Here is a 22716-nt window from a genome sequence, read left to right on the forward strand (position 1 = left end):
GATGGATGACGGCCGGCCCGACTCCGCCGCCCTTGCATCCCAAGACGGACAACTCCGCCCAAACACGACCATCATCGCCGGAATTTGTGCAAGGATTGTCATGCGGTCCCGTCGATCTCGCCAAGGCGCGTGGCAAGGACCAGCAACGCATGGCGCAAGTGCTTCTCGACCGCGCCGCGTGTGATGCCCAGCCTTTCGGCGATCTCGGCCTGATGCAGCCCCTCGATCTTGCGCAGGGCGAAGACCTCGCGGCAACGCGCCGGCAGGCCTTCCACCAGTTCCAGCAGCAGCCGCAATCGCTCGCGGGCAAGCACTTCCCGTTCGGCCGAGGGCGCGTCGTCCGCGATCAGGCCGCCAAGGTCGTCGTCCAGCACCCAGGGCGACCACTTACCCCGCTCCCGGGCCCCGTCGACCACGAGATTGCGGGCGATACGGTAGAGGAAGGCGCGGACGTTCTCGACTTTCCCTTCCCGCAGCGGCGGGATCGCGCGCGCCCATGTCTCCTGGACGATATCGGCGGCGAGCGGGGACGAATCCACCAGCGACCGCACGTAGGCACTGAGAGAAGCGTGATGATGCGCCACCAGCGCCGCATCGCGTCCGCTCATCGCACGCCGGTCCGTGCCCCGCCCTGCGCCGTCAGGAATTCCACGGGCAGAGTGATCTCCAGTTCGTCCGGCAAGGCATCCGGGATGGCGGGAAAAGGCGCGGCACGGCGCACGATGGACAGCGCGGCGCGGTCCAGCGCGTGCCGGCCAGTCGACAGCGACACAGACGCTGCCTGCAGACGCCCGGTGCGATCGATGCGAAAGACTACGGTTCCGGCGTGAAACCCGTCGTCCGTCGTGCCCGGCCGGGGGGAGCGGCGCTGGGCTTCCAGCCGTGCCATGACCGCACGCCGGTAGGCCTGCGTCGCCATGGCAAGCGCGTCCTCGCGGCCTCCGTCCGACGGAACCGGAACCTCGGCCACGGCCTCACTCGCGGCCGGAGTGGGCGGCGCCAGGAGGATCGTCGGCGGGGGCCTGCTGATCGCGGGCAGCGGCTCTGGTCGGCGCGTCGGCACCGTCGTTCCCGAAAACGGGCGGCGGCGCGGTTCGTCAGTGGAGCGAGGCAGGATGATGACGCTCGCCAGATGCGGTGCCTCGCCTTCGTTCCGGACGCGCGGCCACCCGAGCGCCACAACCGCACCTACCGCGATGTGGACCGCAACGGTGGCCAGCAAGGCGACCATGCGCATCGGCCGGCCACCGACACGATAGTCGCCTCGGGGCCGTTCAGGCGCAGGCACGCCGTCCGGTTCCACCGCGAAACCGGGTGTGCTCACCATCGTGACGATCGATGCGGACATGTCGCCGCCTCTAGCCTATTGCGATCTATTTGCAACAAGCTCCACGCCGTTATGCCGTGTGCCGCCTCCAAAATTTGGCGCGGCCGAGATTGCGCGTCAACGATCGTCCGAGGCCCGCGCCGGTCAGAACCAGAAACGGATGCCTGCGACCAGGCTCGCAAGCGACGCCTTGTTGCCCTGGCTGCGGGTGAACTTCGCCGAATCGCCGAACTTGCGTTCCCAGTTGACGCCGACGTAGGGCGCGAACTCGCGCGCGAATTCGTAGCGCAGCCGCAGGCCGGCCTCGATGTCGTCAAGACCCGCGCCGATGCCGAGTTCGGGCACGTCCTGCGCCGCCAGATTCACTTCGATCGCGGGCTGCAGGATCAGCCGCTGCGTGATGCGCTGGTCGTAGCTCCCCTCCAGCCGGAGGTGCGCATCGCTCTTTTCGGACACGAAGACCTGAACCCCCACTTCGAACCAGTAAGGCGCGAGGCCTTCAATTCCGAGAGTGGCATAAGTGCGTTGCGGGCCCGGGCGGATGTCATGGCGAACACCTGCCTCAAGGTTGAACCACGGCCCGACGGCGCGGCGATACAGTCCTTGGACTTCCGCTCTTTCCAGCTTGCCGCCGCGATCGCCCTCGCCTTCGGTCTTGAAAGCGAGGCGGTCGATGTCGCCTCCGACCCAGCCCTGCCCTTCCCAGTGGTAGCCGTCCGATCCTCTCGCCCCGCGATATTCCAGGCGGTCGATCATGAATTGGGAGAAGGCCATGCCGCCGCTCTCCCGGACCATCGCATCGCGGGCCCTGGCCATCTCGGTCGGCGCATAGAATGCCTCGGCCGCGTGATCGCCGGGCGCGGGCGGCGCTTCACCCGGGGAGATCGCGGCGTCCGCCGCATCGGCAGGCGAGTCTGCCGATGCGGCCCGCTCAATCGCAGCATGGCCCGAATGGACATGCTCCTGCGCCGCTACCGGGAGCGCAGCGGCGCTCAGGATCGCGCCGGCAACACAGCACAGCCGCCTCATGCCGCGGCCTCGTCGCGGCGCACCGTGACGACGCGCATCATGCCGCTGTGCATGTGCATCAGCATGTGACAGTGGAACGCCCAGTCGCCCAGCGCGTCGGCGGTCAGGTCGAAACTGACCTTGCCACCCGGCAGCACATTCACCGTGTGCTTGAGCGGGTCATGCGCACCGGCACCGGTCACCAGCTGGAAGAAATGGCCGTGCAGGTGGATCGGATGCGGCATCATCGTGTCGTTGATGAGGTTCACGCGCACCCGTTCACCGTGCCGGAAAGGGATCGGCGCGGCGCCATCGGACAGCTTCACGCCGTCGAACGACCACATGTAGCGCTCCATATTCGCGGTGAGGTGAATGTCGAGCGTCCGGGTGGGCGTGCGCGTGTCCGGATGGGGAGCAAGTAATCGAAGATCCGCATATGTCAGCACCCGGTGATCGACATCCTCCAGTCCCGTCGGCCGGTCGGCGGTCCTGTCGACCGGCATGGGTGAAAGCGTGGCGACCCCCGGCCCCATCGCGACCTGCGGCGCGGCGGACTTGTCGCGCATCTTCATCGAGTGCCCAGCCATGCTTTCGTTCGCAGGCTGGCTCAGGTCGATCACGCCGCCGTGGCCCATGTCCATGGCCGTCATGTCCATCCCCATGTCTTTCATGCCCAGCAGCGGCCGCGCGCGTAGCGGCGGGACCTCGGCGACCATGCCCATGCGCGGCGCAAGCGTCGCGCGGACAAGGCCCGAGCGGTCGGTGGCTTCGGCTACCAGCGCATAGGCCATCGCCTGGTATGGGCGGACGACCACGTCGTACGTCTCGGCGATGCCGATCTGGAACTCGTCGGTATCCACCGGCCGCACATTCTGGCCGTCGCACTGCACCACTGTCATCGCCAGGCCGGGAATGCGGACGTTGAAGTTGGTCATCGCGGAGGCATTGATGATCCTCAGCCGGACCCGCTCCCCGGGTTCGAACAGGCCCGTCCAGTTTTCGGCGGTCCCGTGGCCATTGAGCAGATAGCTGTACGTCGAGCCGGTTACGTCGGCAATATCGGTCGGGTCCATCCGCATGGCACCCCAGGCGAGGCGATCCCGTATATTCTGGCCTCGGCCAGCGATCAGCTCGCCAAGCGTTTGGCGCTGCATGTTGTAGTAGCCGCCCATCTGCTTGAGGCGCTTGAGCAGAACATGCGGATGGACCGGGCTCCAGTCCGCGAGCACGATCACATGCTCGCGCTCGCTCTGCACCGGGTCCTCGCCCGCCGGGTCGATGACGAGAGGGCCGTAGAGCCCTTCGGCTTCCTGCATGCCGGAGTGGCTGTGATACCAGTAGGTGCCCGCCTGCCGGACCTTGAAATCGTATGTGAACGTCTCCCCCGGGCGGATGCCGGGGAAGCTGACGCCCGGCACACCGTCCATCTGGAACGGCAGGATCAGGCCGTGCCAGTGGATCGAGGTGTCTTCGCCCAGCCGGTTGGTGACGGCGATCCGGACGCGCTGGCTTTCGCGCAGGCGGATCAGCGGCGCGGGCAGGCTGCCATTGACAGTCACCGCATGCCCGGGCCGGTTCCCGGTCGCGAAATGGCTGGTGCCGATGTCGAGGTGGATTTCGTCGCCTGCAAGAACGGCGGCGCTGCCGCGTATGGCGGAAGCCATCGCTCCCCCGACACCGGAAGCGCCGCTGCGCGCCCATGCCGGCACGGCCCGCGCGGCTGCAAGCAGCCCTGCGAACCCTCCCAGCGAGCGGATCAGGGCACGGCGATCGATTTCGGCAGGCGAGACTGGAGACATGGAGTTGACGACTTCCGCAGCGACAGGCGATGCTTCCTATACGCCAGCCCCGCCACCATCCCTCAGAAGTCTGCTCAATTTATTTCGCGCGCGGTAGAGCCGCGTCTCCACGGCCTTCTCGCTGACGCCGAGGATCCGCGCGGTGTCCGCCTGGCTCAGGTCTTCGATGGCGCGCAGGACCAGCACGTCCTTCAGGTTGGTCGGCAGGGCGGCGATCGCGGCCCTGACCCGAACGAGTTCGCGGCGGGCCCCGGTGACGTCCTCCGGCGACGGATCGGTATCGGCTATCGCGATCGCGGCGTCGATCGGCGAGGCGAACGCGAAGAAGCGGCGGACTGCCCGTCGCCGGCCCCAGTCATGGCACTTGTTGATGGCGATGCCGGCGATCCAGGGCCGGAACGGCCGGCCGCGGTCGTAGCGCGCCAGGGCGGCGAAGGCCGAGACGAAGGTTTCCTGCGTGATGTCCAGAGCTTCGGTCGCGTCGCCCACATGGCTGCAGACGAGCCGGTACACGGTGTCGCGATGGCGCCGCATGAGCCGCGCGAACGCCGCCTCTTCCCCGGCGAGAGCGCGCGCCGCCAGATCGGCATCGGCCTGATCGACGGCAGGCGCGGTCACTTCGCGGTGTCAGTCAGGACCTCGGTGACCACGGCGTCGAACTTGGCTGCCTGGTCTGGCCGCAACTGCGCGCGAACCGCGAAGATATGCTTCAGCGTTTCCTTCTGCAGGGCCCCCATGACCACGTGAATATGGTCTACGGTGGTGCTGACACTCGGCCCGTAGCCATGTTCGGTTGCGATCGCGCGCGCCAGCAAGGCATTGTCGCGGCGCATCTGCATCTCCAGGTGGGAACGGCGGGAGACGAATTGCGCCTCCAGGCTGTCGATCCGACGTTCCTGCTGCGGATCGAGGCCGAGCTTCTCATGGATCAGGGCATGTATCTCGCTTTCGGCGCGCGGCTCTGGCGGCAGCCACGTCCGTACGACCACGACTGCGGCGAGCGCCGCCAGGAACGCGACCACCGCGACCAGCACATAGCCGCTGACAGGCTTGACCACCGCCATCAGCCCAGCAGGCTGGAAATGGTGTATGGCGGCATGCCCAGCATCTCGGGCCTGTCGCCATGATGCGGGGTGATGCCGGAAAGCACACCGCCGAGCGTACCGACCCCTATCGCCACGACGCCGGCCACCGCCAGCCGGCGCCGCGCCGCTGCGTTTGCCTTGCGCGATGCGACGGCGGCAAATACCGCTCCTTCCATGGCCCCAAGGCGCGGATCTACGGGCATCGCCCGCACCTTCCCCAGCAGTTCGTCGAGATCGCTCATGATTTCACTCCATCTCCCAAGCACCAAGGATACGCACCGCGCGTGCGAACCCCTCAAAAAAATCGGCACCACCATGAGGGGAAGCCTATCAACCGGACGTATGCCTTTCCAGTAGCACCCTGCGCTTGCAACTTCGAAGGAGAACTCCCGTGAACCGTACCGTGCTTGCCGCTGCCCTGGCGCTCTGCATCGTTCCGTCCGCCGCTTTCGCCCATCCCGGCCTGGTCGCGGCGAGCCCGGCGGCAGGTGCCATCGCCGCCAGGCCCACCCGGCTCATCCTCACCTTTTCCGAGCGGGTGGTCGCCGCATCGAGCGGCGCCGAACTGACGATGACGGGCATGCCCGGCATGGCGAACCACGCGCCCATGCCGATCAAGGGCTTCAGGACCGCCGTCGAGGGCGATGGCAAGGTCCTCGTCCTGACCTTCCCGCGCGCCCTGCCTGCCGGCAGCTACGACCTGAACTGGCATGTCGCCAGTGCGGATCAGCACAAGGCCGCGGGCAAGTACAGCTTCTCGGTCAGGTAGGCACGCGTTCCGCGTCTTGGATGTGGCTCTGACCATCGGCCGCAGTCCATCATTGGCATATGGCAGGCGACTTCATGCCTATCCTTGAACGGCCGGCGGCTTCCTGGCGTCCCGGTGCCGCTGCGTGGCGACGACAACACGGTCGCGCCCCGCTTCCTTCGCGCGAAGGAGCGCAGCCCTCGGGCCTTGCCATTCAGCGGCGCATACCATCAGTTCCATGCGGTTATCGAGGGTATAAAGTCGGCCCGCGAGCGTCGGCGCGATCTCGGGCGCGAACAGACGCACGACGGCGAAGAGGTCGCCCACGCTTTCGCAGCCCTGCAGCCGCTGGGTCATGCGCGACAGGAGGTCGCGCACCGCCCGGTCAGTGTCCCGCTCGTGCTCCAGCCGCTGCCGCTCCAGTCCGTTTTCGCGGAAGATGCGGATCGCCTGCGCCATGTCGCCGATCTCGTCGACTTGCGAGAAGGTCGGGGCCTCGACCGTGTAATCCTGCTCGGCGAGGCGGTTGACCACGTCGCTCAGGGTCATGACCGGACGCAGGATGCGGCGCTTCAGGATGAAGCCGAGGACCGCAGGAACAGCGCCGCGGTAAGGCCGGCCATGATCTCGGACACCGAGCGCAGGCGCTGCGAGGCCTGGCTCGCGCGATCGATGGCGGCGTCCGATCTTTGGTCGAGCATGTAGCGGAAGCGGCCGATCAGGAAGCGCACCCGTTCGAGTTCCCGCTCGTACTCCGGCCCGAAGACGATGGCCCGCGTGGCGGTGTCGTCTCCGCGCGCGGCGGCGGCGATGGCGGCCTGCTGCTCGTCCTCGAGTGTCCTGGCCCAGCGCAGACCCTCTTCCAGAGAACGCAGCTCCTGCCGGGTGGCGCCGCCATCCTTCAGCTTGGCGACGCGCTGCTCGACGGTACCGAGCGCCGAAAGCGTCCGACCGTAGGCGACAGCGTGGCTCGGATCATCCGTCACCGCCGCCAGCCGCGCCTGATCGGTAAGCTCCGACAGGTCGTTCTCGATCTCGAAAGTGAGCTGGTCGAACAGGTCGCGCTGGCGCACCGCCGCACGCTCCACCCCATCGGCATTCGAGGCCAGAACCATGGCAACGCCAGCTGCGATGCTAAGGCATACGGTGGCGCCGTAAGCCCAGTTGGTAATCGTCGCGATACGCATGAACGAAAGCTAGATCCGCATGGTTACTTTTTCGTGCATTCCGGGGCGAACTCACGCTTTAACAGCAAGGCGATGCGGTGACCGGGAGGCCTTCTTCCAAACAACCGACGCTGTCGCGAAGAATGCAACGCGCAAGTGGGTTCCTGTCATCAGACCACCCCGGCCAAAATCGACTAGTTCTTGAGACCGCCTGCCTCAGCGGCCGGCGACGACGCCACTTCAAGAAGGATGTCGGCCACCCGCCGCGGCTCGGTGATCATCAGGTCATGGCCTGTATCGATCTCGAAGTTACGGAATCCCGCCAGCTGCTTCGGGCGATCCTCATCCGAGCTACTGCGCAGTGAAGCAGTGCAATTGATGTTTGTCCGGGGAATCCGAAGTGCGGCATCGCCGTTACGGAAACGCAATTTTTCCTCGAAGGCCTTCCAGGGATGAGGCAGCATCCTTTGGCGAAGGATCATGACATCCTCAGGTTCGGTGACCCCCATCGCGGCGACCATGTCCTCGTTCGGCCACATCACCAGTTCGACGCCATCGACAGTCCGTGACGAACTGCGGGCGAATGCCATTGCCAGCGGCGCCGTGTCTACCAGCGACTGGCCGTCCTCGGGATGCGCGGCGTCGAGGTAGACCAGTTCCTGAATGCGTTCGCCAGCCTGGTCGGCCACGCCCGTAATCACCATTCCGCCATAGCTGTGACCCACCAGAATCACCTTGTGGAGGTCTTCGTAGATCAGATTGTTGACTATGTCGGTGATGTGGGTCGACAAGTCGGTCGTGTCGCTCAGCAAATGGCGACGCTCTCCCAGGCCGGTGAGCGTCGGGGTGGACACGTCGTGCCCTGCAGACCGCAGCATCCTCGCCACCTTGTCATAGCACCACCCTCCATGGCCGCCGCCATGCACCAGAACGAACGTCGCCATAACCAACTCTCCCATATGTTATCAATCGATAATATTAGTGGATATTGACGCTATGTTGTCAACTGATAACCCCTTGCCGCATGTAAACGCTGCCGCTCGACCTTCGGGAATGATCGAGTGATCGACAGTCGCTATTTGCAGGCATCAAGAGTGAGGATAAGCATTGGAAGCCCAGGGAAACCGCCCCAAACGTGACGCCGCCGCCACGCAAGAGAGGATTCTGGCCGCTGCCACCGGCCTTTTCTCCCAGCACGGATACGCAGCGACCGGCATTCGCGATATCGCCGAAGCAGCGGCCGTCAGCCTGCCGCTGCTGTCGCGCTATTTTGGTTCCAAGGCCGGGCTGTTCGAAGCGGCGCTACGAAAATCTCTTAACAATGCGCCTTTTCTCCACCTGCCCAGAGCTGAATTTGGGATGCGTCTCGCAGGCCTTATCACCGGCGCGGCCCCCTCGGACCTGCCTATCGCCATTGCAGTGCTTGCCGCCGCCGATCCGGAAGCAAGGCTGATCGCGACACGAGTGGTCGAAGAGCAGGTCGTCGCTCCACTCGCCGAATGGTTCGGCGGCCCACATGCTCGACCCAAGGCGGTGGCGATAACGATGTTGGGAGCAGGGTTTGTCACCCATCTCCACCTTCTCCCGATTATGAATGTCAATTCGGGAATGTGTACAAACGATCCAATCGTTCGGTGGTTCGCCTCCTCCTGCCAACACATAGTGGACAGTGATTCCGACCCGAAAATATTCCTTGGAAAACTGCCCTAAGTCCTGATCGACCACTTGGACATCGGCGACGGTAATCGCCGGCGTGATGGCTGCGGGGCACGGTCCTCCCCATTGCATTCCCTGTAGCGGCGCGCTCCGCCCACCCCTGTGCTTTGATCTGCATCGCCAGGGAATGGACCAATATAGCTATTGCGACTCGTTTTCATTTGCATTACCCGCCGCGACGGCAACGAAGCCGGCTTGGCGGACGGTAGTCTCGCTGCCGAATTTGGAAACAATTTCAGGGGATGAAATGAGGGACAGTTACTCCACCCGGAGCAAGGCATTCCTGCGTAATCTGCAGGTATTGACCGCGGCCGCCATATCCATCGCTGCACCCGAATTCGCCCTCGCCCAGCAATATTCGCCCACCAGCGTCGTTGATGACAGTGTCGAGAGCGAGCGCGACATCACCGTGACGGGCGAACGTCCCGACACCGACCCTACCATCACCGAAGGCAGCGACAGCTACGCTCCCCGCGCCATCAACGTCGGCAAGTCGTTGCAGACGCTGCGTGAGACGCCGCAGTCGGTCACGGTGATGACCCGTGCGCGGATCGAGGACCAGAACCTGCTCACCGTCGAGGACGTGATGCAGCAGATGACCGGCGTGACCGTGGATCGCGCATGGCTGTCGTCGGCCTATACCTCGCGTGGCCTGACTATCTCGAACTACCGCGTCGACGGCGGCGCGAGTTCACAGTCCTCCACCACCACGGGAGACCTCGACACCGCGATCTTCGATTCCATCGCCCTGATCCGCGGCGCCGACGGCCTGTTCGGTGCCGGCGAAGCAGGCGGCGTCATCAACTTCATGCGCAAGCGCGCGCTGGCGGACGCGCAGGCGCAGGCGACGATGACCTTCGGCAGCTGGGACCATGCCCGCGTCGAGGGCGACATCACCGGGGCGCTCACCAAGAACGGCAACCTGCGCGCACGGGCCATCGGTGTCTATGACATCAGCAACGGGTTCCAGGACTTCAAGACGGACGACCGCTGGCTCGCCCACGGATCGATAGAGTACAATCCCGCGCCCGGCACGCTGCTCGTCGCAGGCTACACGCGCCAGACCGACAGGCACGAAGGGTTCAACGTCAGCCTGCCGCGCTATCGCAGCGGGGTGGACATCGACTTTCCGCGCAGCACCAGCATGGGCGCTCCGTGGAGTACGATCGACCGCGACATCGACGTTGCCTATGGCCGGGTCGAGCAGGCGATCGGTGATGCGTGGACAGTAAGGCTGAACGCCAACTATACGCGCTCGAACGATCGCACCAACGCCGCCGAAATGGAAAACGCGGTGGACCCCGTCGACCAGTCGGGCACCGACTGGTGGTACTATCAGGCCGGCTCCAAGTTGCGGGAACTGACCCTTGACTTCAACACGACCGGCAGCTTCGAGGCGTTCGGGCAGAAGCATGACCTGGTCCTCGGCGTGGACTATACCCGCAACAGAACCGACAATCGCAGCATGTGGACCTACTATGGCCCCGGCAACGTGTTCGACCCCGAGTATCCGCCTGAGATCGCCTACCCGCCCGTCTGGACCGATGGCGGGTACCAGGGCCGCACGGAGATCGAGCGTATCGGCTTCTACGGATCGCTGCGCGTTCGCCCGGTCGCGCCGCTTTCCCTGATCGGCGGCGGGCGCCTCGTGGTCAAGGACCGCACCGAGAACAGCAACATCGCGACAGGCGCGGTGACTTCACTGATCGACCAGAAGACCAAGTTCGTGCCTTACGCTGCTGCCGTGCTCGACGTCACGAGGGCATTCAGCTTCTACGCCAGCTATTCCGAGATCTACCAGTCGCAGGCCAACCGCATGTCCGCGCCGCGGCCGGGCACCCCCCTCGGACCGGTTACGGGCACCAACTATGAGGCCGGCATCAAGGGCGAATTCGCGAACGGAAAGCTGACCGGCTCGCTTGCGGTCTATCGCGTGCGCAAGCAGGGCGCAGCCGCCACCGACCCTAGCAACCCGCCCGCCGGCTTCACGGACAACTGCTGCTACATCCGCGACGGATCACTGCGCAGCCAGGGCTTCGAGGCTGAAATCAACGGTGAGCTGTTACCCGGTTGGCAAGTCTCGGTAGGCTACACCTACAACGACAACGAGAACAAGCGCGACAACGATGCGTCCTTCGCCGAAATCACGCCCCGCCACCTGCTCAAGGTGTTCACGGACTATGCCTTCCGCGAGGGCGCGCTCAAGGGCGTGAGTGTCGGCGGCGGCGTCACCGCGCAGAGCAGCAACTTCCGTTCTGGCTACGTGCAGGAACTCAATCCTGCGACGGGCCTGTATGACGGCCCTTCCTACCTGTACCAGTTCAAGGTGCCGGGCTACGCGATCTGGTCGCTCCGCGCGGAATACGAAGTGAGCAAGCAGTTCTCGGTCAGCGCCAACCTCAACAACCTGTTCGACAAGACATACTACGTGACCATCGGAAGCCCCGGCTACGGCAACTTCTACGGCGATCCGCGCAACTTCCTCGTCTCGCTCCGAGGCAAGTTCTGAGGGCCTTGGCCAGATTCGATGACCGACTTGGCAGAACAGGCGTGGCCCACTCACCCCGCTCATACCGAGCGGGGTGACGATCTCCGTTGAGAACGCTTCCCCGCACGATTCAAGGCATAGGCTGCGCGCATTGATCTTTCCCGTGAAACAGCAACTGCAAGCGGGGCGACGAAGCCGCAGCGAGAGGGTATGCAATCGGTCCCGCTCCCGACGCAGAAAGACCATCGTGATGCTCGACGGCCCCCGCCTCGCCCCGCTCTCGGGCACCGCTCCCGACGCGCTTGTCGTCCTCATCCACGGCTATGGCTCCAACGGCGACGATCTAATCTCTCTCGCACGCATGATCCAACCGGCACTGCCGAATGCCGCGTTCGTGGCGCCAAACGCCCCTTCGCAGCTCCCGGATATGGCAGCCGCGCATCAGTGGTGGCCGATCGAGACGTTCTCCATGGCTGAGCGTGCGGCCGGCGCCGCGAGCGCGGCGCCGGCGCTCGACGCTTGGCTGAGCAGCGAACTCGAAGCAGCCGGGTTGCCCGGCGACCGGCTGCTGCTCGTGGGCTTCAGCCAGGGCACGATGATGGCCCTCCATGTCGGACTGCGCCGCATGGAACCCGTCGCCGGGATCGTCGGCATCTCGGGCATGCTCGTCGCGGCCGACCAGCTGGAGAAAGATATCCGCGGCCGCCCGCCAGTCCTGCTGATCCACGGCACCGACGACGATGTGGTGCCGTTCCGCTCGATGGACCTGGCAAAGGCCGCGCTGACGGCGGCCGGCGTGCCGGTCGAGACTCACGCATCACCAGGCGTAGGGCATAGCATCGGGCAGGACGGGCTCGCCGCAGCGACGACATTCGCGAGGATCGTCATCGGCTGAACTTCGGAGCGTAACCGGGCAATAAGGCCGCCGGTTGACGCTTCGAACGACAGGCTTCGACGTTGGTCCCTTCAACTTCCCGAAAGTGGATGTTCCGCCGGACCGGCCTTCTGTTTCATCGGTCCCCCGGCCGCAAGGCCGTGTCAGATCGCTCTCCACGACGAGGGCGGCCGTGAATCAGGGATTTAATTGATGGAACAGCTTCTTCGCGCGCGACGCCAGTCTATTCTGGCAGGCACGGCGCTTCTCGCACTGAGCGTCTCGGCCGCTCCGGCTATGGCCCAGTCTGCCGCCCAGACCGACGCAGACGCTGCGACCTCCGCGCCGGGCGACATTGTCGTCACCGGCTCGCGTATCGACCGCCCCGGCTACGAATCGCCCACCCCGCTGCTCCACATGACTCAGGCTGATCTCGACGTCGTGAGCCGCACCAACATCGGTGCCGCGCTGGCCGACCTGCCGCAGTTCAAGGCCTCGCAGTCGCCGCAGACCTCGGGCACCAATGCCCAGGCGGGCCGCTTCCCGATCAACATCCGCGGCCTGGGTGAAACCCGCTCGCTCGTCCTCGTCGACGGCCGCCGCCTCGTCAGCGACAACGACCTCAACACCGTCCCCTCGATCATGGTCAGGAGCGTGGACATCGTCACCGGCGGCGCTTCGGCGGCCTGGGGATCCGACGCGGTCGCGGGCGTGGTCAACATGATCATCGACGGTGAATACGAAGGTGTGCGCCTCGGCGCCGAGGGCGGCGTCTCCTCGCGCGGCGACGCGCAGCAGATCAAGTTCGAGGGCAAGTACGGCACAAGCTTCGCCGGTGGCCGCGGTCACTTCGTGATCGGCGGCGAATACCTCGACAACAAGGGCATCCTCGCGAAGACCGACCGCAAGAACACCGGCCGTTTCGCGACCATCAGCAACACGCTGACTCCCGACGTCGGCCTCGCCACCCAGCTGATCGGTGGCTACATCACCTCCGGCGCGCTCAAGGGCTACGGTTTCAATCCCGACGGCAGCCTGCGCACGCCCGACATCGGCACGATCGTCGGCACCAACATGGTGGGCGGCGAAGGCCCCTCGGACGACGAGCGCAGCCCGCTGATCACCCCGCAGCAACGCTACGCCGTGATGGCCAAGGCCTCGTTCGAGCTGACCGATACGCTCAAGCTCAGCGCCGACGTGCGCTATTCGCGCTATTACAACAGCTACACCTGGTTCGGCGACCACACGAGCAGCGTCACCATCAAGTCCGACAACGCCTTCCTGAACGACAGCATCAAGCAGGCACTGGCCGCCGCCGGGCAGACCAGCTTCACCATGGCGCGCTACAATGCTGACCTGTCGTACAGCACCATCAACCTCGACCGCCGCAGCATCCAGGGCACCCTCGCCCTCGACGGCAGCTTCGGTGACGGGCGCTGGCGTTACGGGGCCTATTACAGCCACGGCCAGTACCGCAACAAGATCAACACCCCCGGCTTCCTGCTCACCCAGAACTTCGCCAATGCGGTGGACTCGGTGATCGACCCGACCACCGGCCAGGCGGTGTGCCGCTCGGGCGCGGCGGGCTGCGTGCCGATCGACCTGTTCGGCGAAGGCGCTCCCTCGCAGGCTGCGATCGACTACGTCACGGGCACCCCGCGCCTGAACAGCCTGAACAAGATCGACACGTACGGCGTCTCGCTGCGCGGCGAGCCGTTCGACCTGCCTGCCGGGCCGGTCTCGATCGCGATCGGCGCGGAAGGGCGCAACCTCTCGACCGTGTCGAAGGTCGGCGAACTCGATGCCGCCAGGGCTTTCACGTCTTTCCGGTTCAGCTCGCTGAGCGGCAAGTACGACGTCAAGGAGGCTTTCGCCGAAGTCGTCGTGCCGGTGATCAAGGACGTGCCCGTACTGCGCAAGCTGGAGCTTAACGGCGCCGTGCGCGCATCGGACTACAGCACCAGCGGCACGGTATGGTCGTGGAAGCTGGGCGCCACCAACGAGTTCCTGCCCGGCGTGATCGGCCGCGTCACCCGCTCGCGCGACATCCGCGCGCCCAACGTGAGCGAGCTCTACACCAACCAGACGGTCAGCAACGTCAACATCGTGGACCCCCAGCACACCACCGACGGCAGCCGCAGCGTGGTCGTCTACGGCGGCGGCAACACCGCGCTCAAGCCCGAGAAGTCGGACACCTGGACCGCCGGCATCACCACCGCCCCGCTGCGCGGGCTGACCGCCTCGATCGACTACTTCAACATCGCGATCCAGGACGTCATCACCAGCATCAGCGCGCAGGTGCTGATCGACCGCTGCAACGGCGGTAACACCAGCCTGTGCGACTACATCACCCGCAACAGCGACGATCGCATCACCAGCGTCGCCTCGTCCTCGGTCAACCTGTCCGAGTTCAAGACCGACGGCGTCGACGCCGAAGTCGCCTACACGCTGCCGGTCAACAACGAGGCGAACGGCCGGTTCACCTTCCGCCTCGTCGGCACCTGGGTGAACCACTTCACCACCGACGACGGCACTACCAAGGTCGAATACGTGAAGTCGCAAGGCTACGCCTTCGTCAACGGCGTGCCGCGGATCCGCGCCAACGCCTCGGTCGGCTATGCCAGCGACGGCTTCAGCGGCCTGGTCCGGGCGCGCTACATCTCGTCGGGCTACTGGAATCGCACCGCCACGGCGCTGACCAACAACCGCATCCCGGCCTATACCTACTTCGACCTCCAGCTGAGCCAGAAGGTTCCGTTCGGCGACGGCGACAAGCACTTCGAGCTCTACGGCAACGTGTCGAACCTGTTCGACAAGAACCCGCCCCTCTACTCGACCTTCTCGCCCTACTACGACGTCATCGGCCGCTACATGACCGCGGGTGTGCGCCTCGAGTTCTGAGGCCTCGTCCCACGACACACAAAAGGCGGCGGGTTCACACCCGCCGCCTTTTTCATGGCCGTTCAGTCATGGTGCCGGCGACATCAGGGATTGAAGCGGCGCATCCATTCCACCATCACCGGGTCGGGATGCGAGGCGAGGATATGGGCGAGCACCTCGGGGCGCTCGTCCTGGCCCAGCTTGAATATCCCCGCGCTCGAGCGGATCTCGGCACGGAAGCCGATGATCGCTCCGGCCAGACGGGAATAGCGCTCGCCGAGTTCTTTCTTGGACCACGGAACGACGCGGGCGCGCTCCATCTCGTCGATCAGAATCTCGAGGGCGGGCTCGGTCAGCGCATCGTCGAAATGCAGGTCGGCAGCGATACGCAGCTGCACGTAGTTCCAGGTCGGCGCCCAGTCGCGGAGACCCGCGTGTTCGGGCGAGACGTAGCCCTGCGGTCCGGTGAACAGGATGCTCGTGCGGCCATCTTCCCGAAGCGCATTGCACAGCGGATTGTGCCGCGCCATGTGCCCGATGAGCGCGACGAGGTGCCCTTGCTCGTCGTATTCGCCGACGAGCGGCAGCAGCGATGACTGAACCTGGTTCGCATCGACGCAGGACTGCACCCAGGCGAGCGGATACCGCTCGATCAGGAAACGGATGTCCTGCGGCCCATGGGCTGCGAATGTAGCGTTCAAAGCACTGCTCCCTATCCACGCAGCAATACTTACCACGTGGACTGTCCGTGGGTCAGGAACTGGACCATCTCAAGGTCCAGTCTTGTTAAAATGGCCGGTCCAGCGGCATCACCCGGCGGGTGCTGGAAAACGAGACGAAGACACGGAGCTTCGCTTCGTTTTCGCCGTTCCGCCCCGACTCAATACTCGAACGAGGCGGCGTTGCCCTGCGCCTCCTCGAAAGCGCTAGCCGTCGCGATCGCTGCCGCGACCTGATGCTGGGACATGCCTTCGAACCACTGCGCATCGCGCACCTTTCGACGCGGCCACTGTTCGCCAAGCGTGGCCGCATCGTACAGCCGCCCGTTCTGCATCACCAGGTCCAGTGAGCGGGTGTTGCGAATGTCGGCCAGCGGGTCCTTGTCGAGCACCAGCAGGTCGGCCAGCTTGCCCGGCTCGATCGAGCCGAGGTCCAGCGCTCGCCCGATGACCTCGGCCGACCCGATCGTCGCCGCGCGCAGGATCTGCGCCGGGCTCGCTCCGCCGGACGCCATCGCCTCCAGTTCCCAGTGATACGACAGCCCCTGCACGATGCCATGCGCCCCGACGCCGAGCAGTCCGCCGGCGCTGCCGATATCGCTTGCCTGCTGTGCGAAACGGGCGAAGCCCTGGCCGTCGGCCCGGTTCCACTGCGCGGAATCGCGCTTGGCTGCGAACGCGAACTCGGGCACGAAGCGGCCCAGCTTGGCGTCGAAGTCCTGCTGGTGCCCCGCCGTCATCGCCCCCAGCGGACCCGGCGCGCCGTAGAGCACCAGCATCGTCGGCACCGTGGAAATCCGCGAGCGCACGAGCATCTGGATGAGGTCGTCATGGATCGGCGCAATCGGCAGGCTATGCTCGTTACCGGCGTAGCCGTCGAGCATCTGGGTCAGGTCGAGGCGGTAATCGCTCGCCCCCTCGGTCGTCGGCATGAGGCCGAGGGCCTGCGCGCCTTCGATCAGGCGCCGCCGCTCGGCCCGGTCACCGACCATGTACTGCTTGATGTTCGGCGTGCGATAGTAGTCCGAATAGCGCCGCAGCGTGGCAATGGCGTCCTCTCGGCCGGCCATCGGGCTGGTGCGGAACACCCCCTCCCCGGTCGAGAAAGCGCGCTGGCCGGTCATCAGGCCGGCGTCGATCATGTCGGCATAGCCGAACACGTCGGGATCGAACGCCTGCACGTCGAGCCCGGCGGTCACCCCGTAGGCCAGGTTCGCGGCGAAATCCCAATGCCCGATGTCGAAGATGCGGCGGCGCGTCTCGAACCAGTGGGCATGGGAGTCGATGAAGCCCGGGACGATGAACTTGCCCGTCACGTCGCGCACTTCGGTGCCGTGGGGGATCTTGACGGTCCCGCGCGGACCGATCCCGGCGATGCGGTTGTCGACGACGAGAAGGTCGGCGTCGTCGATGACTTCGTCGCCCTTCATCGTGGCGACCCGCGCCCCGCGCAGAAGCAGGCTGCCACGCGGCACGTCGCGCGGCAGGACCACGTCCATCGGTACGCTGCGCGCCCGCTTCTCGATGGCGGCTGGGGCGCCGTCGGTCGTGGCGCTCATCGCCAGTTGCCGCACCGTCGAACCCACCGACCAGACGAGCGAGCGCATGCCGGGCGCCCAGTCCATGTAGTCCGCGCCGATCGCCGTGATCCGCCGCGCGCCCGATGCCGGATCGCTGACCGTGACGGTCGGCGCCTCGCCCTGCTTCGCCTCCGGCACCGGGACGAGGTAGAGCTGCGAAGCATAGCGCACCAGCGCCGTCCTGCCGTCCTCGCTCAGCTGCGCGTTCTTGAGCGGCGCGGGCGCATCGAAGTACTGGCTGTCCGGCCGGGCGAGCAGCTTGACCAGATGCCGCGCCGCCTCCTTGCCGGGCGCAGCGGCATCCACGGTGTGCGAGGAAATCCAGCCATCCGCGTAATAGCGCACCCGGGCCGGATCGGAATCGCGGCGCAGGTCTATCGCGGCGCCGACATCGCCGAGCGAGGTCATCGCGCCTCCGTCCACCGGCAGGCGCACCAGCGTGGACGGCATCGGCCCGAGGCTCTCCGCCGAACGGTAGAGCCGGTCGTGCTGGCTGGCGGAAAAGGCCACGACGTCCTTGCCGCCCGCGAGGAACAGCGGCTCCGAATAATAGGCGTCCTGCGCCGTGATCCGGCGCGGCGCGGTCCTGCCGTCGACCGCCGCGATCCAGACGTGGCCGCCCTCCTTGGCGGTCCAGGTGACGTAAGTGACGAAGCGCCCGTCGTCCGACCAGCTCGGCTGCCAAGCGGCGCCGGGCACGTCGAGGCGGCGGGGCTTCGCGCCCTTGCGGTTCGCGGCCAGGTAGATGCGGCCGACGGCGCCGAACACCACCTGCCGGCCATCGGGCGAAAGGCGCGGGGTCTGGATCACCCGAACGTGGACCGGGCCGGTGTCGATCCGGTGCTGGCGGCGCAGGTCCGGCGCCATCTCGTGCCGCACATGCGCCTCGAAGGGAATATCCGCCAACGCCCCGGTGGCGACGTCGAGCCGCTTCAGGCCGCCGCCGAGCCCCAGGTAGATGCTCCTGTCGTCGGCCGAAAAGACCATGCGCGGCAGCAGGTCGACATAGTATCCGCCCGACTGTCCATCCGGATCGAGCGGCCGATGCAACAACCGGTCCGCACCATTGGCAAGGTCGTGCAGGCGCAGCACGGTCTCGTCGCCCTCGCGCGTGGCGTAGGCCAGCCAGCGTCCGTCGTGCGACAGCACCGGCCTCATCCCGCCGCCCGGCGTCGTCACCACCGCGTGCTGCTGGCGCGTGGCGAGGTCGAGACGCGCGATCGTCCAGTGCGGCAGCGGGCCGCTGGTCCAGGTCGTCCCCGCCTTGGTGGCGTAATACAGGCTCTTGCCGTCCGGAGAGGCTACCACGCCCATCGCGTTGCGCCGCTGCGGGTGCAGATCGGCGCCGCCGGGCTGCGCCCTGACCAGCACCTCACTGGCGCCGCTCGCCGCGTCGAACGACCATAGCTCGAACGCCAGCACGCCCCAGATCATGCGCGAGGCGTAGAGCGTCCTGCCGTCGGGAGACCACGCCGGCGAACTGTAGTGGGGCACGCCGCTGTCATCGCGCGAGACGCGGCGGGGATTGCTGCCATCGGCATCGGCGATCCACAGGTTCTCGCGCCCGTCGCGGTCGCTGACGAAGGCGATGTGGCGGCCATCGGGCGAGAATACCGGCTGGGTGTCGAACGCGGCCCCGGTCATCACCGGCCGGGCCTTCCCGCCTTCCGGCGGCAGCGCGTAGATGTCGCCGAGCAGGTCGAACAGGATGGTCCTGCCATCGGGCGCGAGGTCGAGCGCGGGCCAGGTGACTTCCCGGGTATCGTATTCGATCACCCGCCCCGCCAGCGGCGGCAGCGTGTCCGCGAACACCGGGGCGGCGGGAAGCGGCGCCATGCATGCCAGGATCGCCGAACGCGCCAACCATTTGCTCACTGCATCAACCCTTTGCATCGTTCTCGTCAGGACCTTGTCATCGCCCTGCCCCGTCCATCGCGAAACATCCAGTTTGCGTCCGGCGATGGGACCACCGCCAGTCCGGCCGCCGGGCGCCGGTCAGACCGTGCTCAGGAGCAGGCTGGTCTCGCTGTTGAGCACCCCGTCGATCATGCGCACCTGCCGCAGCACCCGGTCGAACTCGGACAGCGTGGCGGCGCGGATATCCGCGACGAGGTCCCAGTTGCCGTTGGTCGTATGCAGCGTGCGAATCTCGACGATTCCCCGCAGCTTCTGGATCACCTGCGTCGTCGATTTGCCGGTGATCTCGATCATCATCACCGCCCGCACCGACAGGTCGTCGTAATCGTCGCGGACCCGGATCGTGAAGCCGAGGAGCGTCCCGGTGTCGACCAGCCGGTCCAGCCGGCTCTGCACGGTGCCGCGTGCCACGCCCAGCGCATCAGCCAGCTTCGACAGCGAAGCACGCCCGTCCGCGCGCAAGTGACCGATGATCCGCCGATCGAGGTCGTCGGGGATGAATTTCGCGGAGGATGCCATGCCCGGATCGCTTTCCCTTTGAGCAAATTGCACAATCAAGCCGTAAAATTTGCGCAATGTTGGCCAGTTTGCAAGGCGGTCTTGCGATTTATACCAACCGCTTGCCAGCCTAGGATCGTCAGGCCACTCACTACAGGACAAGACATCGATGCCTCCCGCTCCGTCCCCGCTCGCCTTCATTCCCTTCGTCAGTGTCGAGAACATGATGCGCCTGGTCCATCATTTCGGGATCGAGACGATGCTGCGCGAACTGACCGATGCGATCGAGGCGGACTACCTGCGCTGGCCGAAGTTCGAGAAGACCGCGCGGCTGGCCTCGCATTCGGAGGAAGGCGTGATCGAACTGATGCCGACTTCGGACGGCGAAGCCTTCGCCTTCAAGTACGTCAACGGCCACCCCAGCAACATCGCCAAGGGGCTGCAGACGGTCGCCGCGTTCGGCCTGCTCGCGCGTGTCGATACCGGCTACCCGCTGCTGCTGGCCGAGATGACGCTGCTGACGGCGCTACGCACCGCGGCGACCTCGGCGATGGTGGCGCGCAAGTTGGCGCCGGCGAACTCGCGCGTCATGGCGATGATCGGCAACGGCGCGCAGGCCGAATTCCAGGCGCTCGCCATGAAGGCCATCGTCGGCATCGAGGAAGTGCGCCTGTACGACATCGACCCCGCCGCCACCCGCAAGGTGGCGCGCAATCTCGAAGGCTCGGGGCTCACGGTGGTCGCATGCGAGACCTCGCAGGACGCCATCGAGGGCGCCCACATCATCACCACCTGCACCGCCGACAAGGCCTATGCCACGATCCTGTCCGACAACATGGTCGGCGCCGGCATCCACATCAACGCGATCGGCGGCGATTGCCCGGGCAAGACCGAGCTGCACAAGGACATCCTCGCGCGGGCCGCCACCTTCGTCGAGTTCGAGCCGCAGACCCGCATCGAGGGCGAAATCCAGCAGATGGAAGCCTCCTACCCGGTGACCGAGTTCTGGCAGGTCCTCAGCGGCGAGGCGCCAGGCCGCGCCGACGCCCGGCAGATCACCCTGTTCGACAGCGTCGGCTTCGCGGTGGAGGATTTCTCCGCGCTGCGCTATGTGCTGGGCAAGCTGGAAGGCACCGCCTTCTTCCAGCAGCTCGACATTCTCGCCGATCCCGACGATCCGCGCGACCTGTTCGGGATGCTGCAGCGGGCCGCCGCCTGAGGTGCGAGGCGCGGGGCTTGGTCCCGCGCCTCGCAACAACCTTGGACCTTTACGGTCCAAGCGGCGAGGCGAAGAAGCGCCCCGACCAGACTGGAGAATGAGAATGGGCGATACGATCTTCGAACGCATGACCATGGACCGCCGGACGGTTCTGGCGGCCGCCCCGGTCGTGCTGGCCGCTGGCGCGGCGCCCGCTCTCGCCAAGTCGGAGCGGGGCGCTTCCGCTCCGAACGACATCGTCATGATGAACGCGACCGATCTCTCCGCCGCGATCCACCGGCGGGACCTGTCGAGCCGCGAAGTGATGACCGCGCACCTGGCGCATATCGACAGGCTGAACCCGCGCTTCAACGCCATCGTGTCGCGCGTCGACAGCGAGGTGCTGCTGCGCCAGGCGGCGGCGATGGACGAGGACGCCGCCGCCGGCCGCTTCCACGGCCCGCTCCACGGCTTCCCCCATGCCGTGAAGGACACTGCCCCGGTCAAGGGCATCCGCACCACGCAGGGCTCGCCGATCCTGCGCGACAACATCCCGGCCGCCGACAGCCTCGTCGTCGCCCGCATGCGCGCGGCCGGCGCCGTCTTCGTCGGCAAGACCAACGTCCCCGAATTCGCGCTGGGCTCGCACAGCTTCAACCCTGTGTTCGGCACGACCCACAATGCCTACGCCCACGGCCGCGCGGCCGGCGGCAGCACCGGCGGCGGCGCGGTCGCCCTGGCGCTGCGGATGGTGCCGGTGGCCGACGGCAGCGACTTCGGCGGATCGCTGCGCAATCCCCCGGGCTGGAACAACGTGTTCGGCCTGCGCCCGTCATTCGGCCGCGTGCCCTCGGTGCCCAACAGCGACATGTTCTGGCAGAACTTCGCCACCTCGGGGCCGCTGGGCCGCACCGTGGCGGATCTTGCCATGCTGCTTTCGGTCCAGGCTGGCGGCGACAAGCGATCGCCGTTCTCGCTCGGCGACGATCCCGCCACGTTCGCCCGGCCGCTCGACCGCGACTGGAAGGGCGGCAGGATCGGCTGGCTGGGCGACCTGGGCGGGGCGCTGCCCATGGAAGCAGGCATCATGGAGACCTGCGCCAAGGCGCTCAAGGCGTTCGAGGCGATCGGCATGCGGGTCGACGAGGCCACGCTCACCGAACCGGCGGCCGAGATGTGGCGCACCGCGACGAAGCTGCGGCAGTGGTCGGTCGGCGCCGATCTCCAGGCCTTCTACGACGACCCCGCCAAGCGCGCGCTGATGAAGCCCGAGGCGATCTGGGAGGTCGAAGGCGGCATGAAGCTGACCGGGCCGCTGCTCGCCGAGGCCTCGGCCGGCCGCAGCCGCATCTACCAGGCCTTCGACGCCGCGTTCGAGCATTTCGATTTTCTCGTCCTGCCCACCGCCCAGGTCTTTCCCTTCGACGTCAAGGAACGCTGGCCGACGCAGATCGCCGGCAAGGCGATGGACAGCTATCATCGTTGGATGGAAGTCACTCTCCCCGCAACGATGGCGGGATTGCCCGCCATGGCCGTCCCCGCCGGCTTCGGCGGCGCGGAGCGGCTGCCCATCGGGCTGCAGATCATCGGCCGCCGTCACGACGACCTAGGCGTCCTGCAGGTCGGTCACGCTTACGAGAAGGCCTCGCCGTGGATCGCCTCGAGCCTGCCGCCAGCGTTGCGCGGCAAGGGCTGATTTCGCCTGAGGCGATG

At 66.2% G+C, this 22716-nt stretch carries 20 protein-coding genes; 7 read left to right on the top strand and 13 right to left on the bottom strand.

Features of this window, described 5'->3' with window-relative positions:
* Positions 1-98: 98 nt before the first annotated feature.
* The 7 genes from AC07M9_RS17145 to AC07M9_RS17175 form a co-directional block, all read right to left on the bottom strand.
* Positions 99-608 (bottom strand): RNA polymerase sigma factor, encoded by a 510-nt coding sequence (locus tag AC07M9_RS17145; RefSeq protein WP_494885337.1) that lies wholly within the window; start codon positions 606-608, stop codon positions 99-101.
* Entirely contained in the window at positions 605-1348 is a 744-nt protein-coding gene (locus AC07M9_RS17150; RefSeq protein WP_494885338.1) for an energy transducer TonB family protein, read from the bottom strand. The genes AC07M9_RS17145 and AC07M9_RS17150 overlap by 4 nt, the downstream gene beginning before the upstream one ends.
* A 123-nt stretch (positions 1349-1471) precedes the next feature.
* Entirely contained in the window at positions 1472-2356 is an 885-nt protein-coding gene (locus AC07M9_RS17155) for a copper resistance protein B (RefSeq protein WP_494885339.1), read from the bottom strand.
* Entirely contained in the window at positions 2353-4134 is a 1782-nt protein-coding gene (locus tag AC07M9_RS17160) for a copper resistance system multicopper oxidase (protein WP_494885340.1), read from the bottom strand. Before AC07M9_RS17160 ends, AC07M9_RS17155 begins: the two co-directional genes overlap by 4 nt.
* Positions 4135-4170: 36 nt before the next feature.
* On the bottom strand, positions 4171-4752 hold the full coding sequence (locus AC07M9_RS17165) for an RNA polymerase sigma factor (protein WP_494885341.1): 582 nt from the start codon (positions 4750-4752) through the stop codon (positions 4171-4173).
* Positions 4749-5198, bottom strand: coding sequence for a periplasmic heavy metal sensor (locus tag AC07M9_RS17170; RefSeq protein WP_494885342.1), 450 nt, complete (start codon positions 5196-5198; stop codon positions 4749-4751). Before AC07M9_RS17170 ends, AC07M9_RS17165 begins: the two co-directional genes overlap by 4 nt.
* A complete protein-coding gene (locus AC07M9_RS17175; protein WP_494885343.1) occupies positions 5198-5461 on the bottom strand; it encodes a hypothetical protein in 264 nt (87 codons plus the stop codon). The genes AC07M9_RS17170 and AC07M9_RS17175 overlap by 1 nt, the downstream gene beginning before the upstream one ends.
* Positions 5462-5610: 149 nt before the next feature.
* Between AC07M9_RS17175 and copC the strand changes: the two genes are divergently transcribed.
* The gene (copC, locus tag AC07M9_RS17180; protein WP_494885345.1) at positions 5611-5988 is read left to right on the top strand and encodes a copper homeostasis periplasmic binding protein CopC; all 378 of its coding nucleotides are present in this window, start codon (positions 5611-5613) and stop codon (positions 5986-5988) included.
* Positions 5989-6066: 78 nt separating this feature from the next.
* Here the strand turns inward: copC and AC07M9_RS17185 are convergent, their stop codons facing one another.
* From AC07M9_RS17185 to AC07M9_RS17195, 3 genes are all read right to left on the bottom strand, one after another.
* Positions 6067-6516, bottom strand: a complete 450-nt coding sequence (locus tag AC07M9_RS17185) for a HAMP domain-containing protein (RefSeq protein ID WP_494885347.1) — start codon at positions 6514-6516, stop codon at positions 6067-6069.
* Between the two features lie 23 nt (positions 6517-6539).
* Positions 6540-7082, bottom strand: coding sequence for a hypothetical protein (locus AC07M9_RS17190; RefSeq protein WP_494885349.1), 543 nt, complete (start codon positions 7080-7082; stop codon positions 6540-6542).
* Positions 7083-7327: 245 nt separating this feature from the next.
* Entirely contained in the window at positions 7328-8077 is a 750-nt protein-coding gene (locus AC07M9_RS17195) for an alpha/beta fold hydrolase (protein ID WP_494885351.1), read from the bottom strand.
* 163 nt (positions 8078-8240) lie between these two features.
* Here AC07M9_RS17195 and AC07M9_RS17200 point away from each other — a divergent pair, with 163 nt between their 5' ends.
* The 4 genes from AC07M9_RS17200 to AC07M9_RS17215 all read left to right on the top strand — a co-directional run bounded on the left by AC07M9_RS17200 (position 8241) and on the right by AC07M9_RS17215 (position 15112).
* A complete protein-coding gene (locus tag AC07M9_RS17200) occupies positions 8241-8843 on the top strand; it encodes a TetR/AcrR family transcriptional regulator (protein ID WP_494885353.1) in 603 nt (200 codons plus the stop codon).
* Between the two features lie 253 nt (positions 8844-9096).
* Positions 9097-11358 (top strand): TonB-dependent siderophore receptor, encoded by a 2262-nt coding sequence (locus AC07M9_RS17205; protein ID WP_494885355.1) that lies wholly within the window; start codon positions 9097-9099, stop codon positions 11356-11358.
* A 229-nt stretch (positions 11359-11587) separates the two neighbouring features.
* Entirely contained in the window at positions 11588-12232 is a 645-nt protein-coding gene (locus AC07M9_RS17210) for an alpha/beta hydrolase (RefSeq protein ID WP_494885475.1), read from the top strand.
* 192 nt (positions 12233-12424) lie between these two features.
* A complete protein-coding gene (locus tag AC07M9_RS17215; protein ID WP_494885356.1) occupies positions 12425-15112 on the top strand; it encodes a TonB-dependent receptor domain-containing protein in 2688 nt (895 codons plus the stop codon).
* A gap of 83 nt (positions 15113-15195) precedes the next feature.
* Here the strand turns inward: AC07M9_RS17215 and AC07M9_RS17220 are convergent, their stop codons facing one another.
* The 3 genes from AC07M9_RS17220 to AC07M9_RS17230 all read right to left on the bottom strand — a co-directional run bounded on the left by AC07M9_RS17220 (position 15196) and on the right by AC07M9_RS17230 (position 19826).
* Complete coding sequence (locus AC07M9_RS17220; protein ID WP_494885357.1) at positions 15196-15792, bottom strand: FMN-binding negative transcriptional regulator; 597 nt, start codon at positions 15790-15792, stop codon at positions 15196-15198.
* Between the two features lie 179 nt (positions 15793-15971).
* Complete coding sequence (locus tag AC07M9_RS17225; protein ID WP_494885358.1) at positions 15972-19265, bottom strand: amidohydrolase family protein; 3294 nt, start codon at positions 19263-19265, stop codon at positions 15972-15974.
* 120 nt (positions 19266-19385) lie between these two features.
* On the bottom strand, positions 19386-19826 hold the full coding sequence (locus AC07M9_RS17230) for an Lrp/AsnC family transcriptional regulator (RefSeq protein WP_494885360.1): 441 nt from the start codon (positions 19824-19826) through the stop codon (positions 19386-19388).
* Positions 19827-19974: 148 nt separating this feature from the next.
* Here AC07M9_RS17230 and ocd point away from each other — a divergent pair, with 148 nt between their 5' ends.
* The gene (ocd, locus tag AC07M9_RS17235) at positions 19975-21024 is read left to right on the top strand and encodes an ornithine cyclodeaminase (RefSeq protein WP_494885361.1); all 1050 of its coding nucleotides are present in this window, start codon (positions 19975-19977) and stop codon (positions 21022-21024) included.
* Positions 21025-21127: 103 nt separating this feature from the next.
* Complete coding sequence (locus tag AC07M9_RS17240) at positions 21128-22699, top strand: amidase (RefSeq protein WP_494885363.1); 1572 nt, start codon at positions 21128-21130, stop codon at positions 22697-22699.
* The last annotated feature ends 17 nt before the right edge of the window (positions 22700-22716 follow it).

It is taken from the genome of Novosphingobium sp. GW821-FHT09E05 (genome assembly GCF_059416165.1).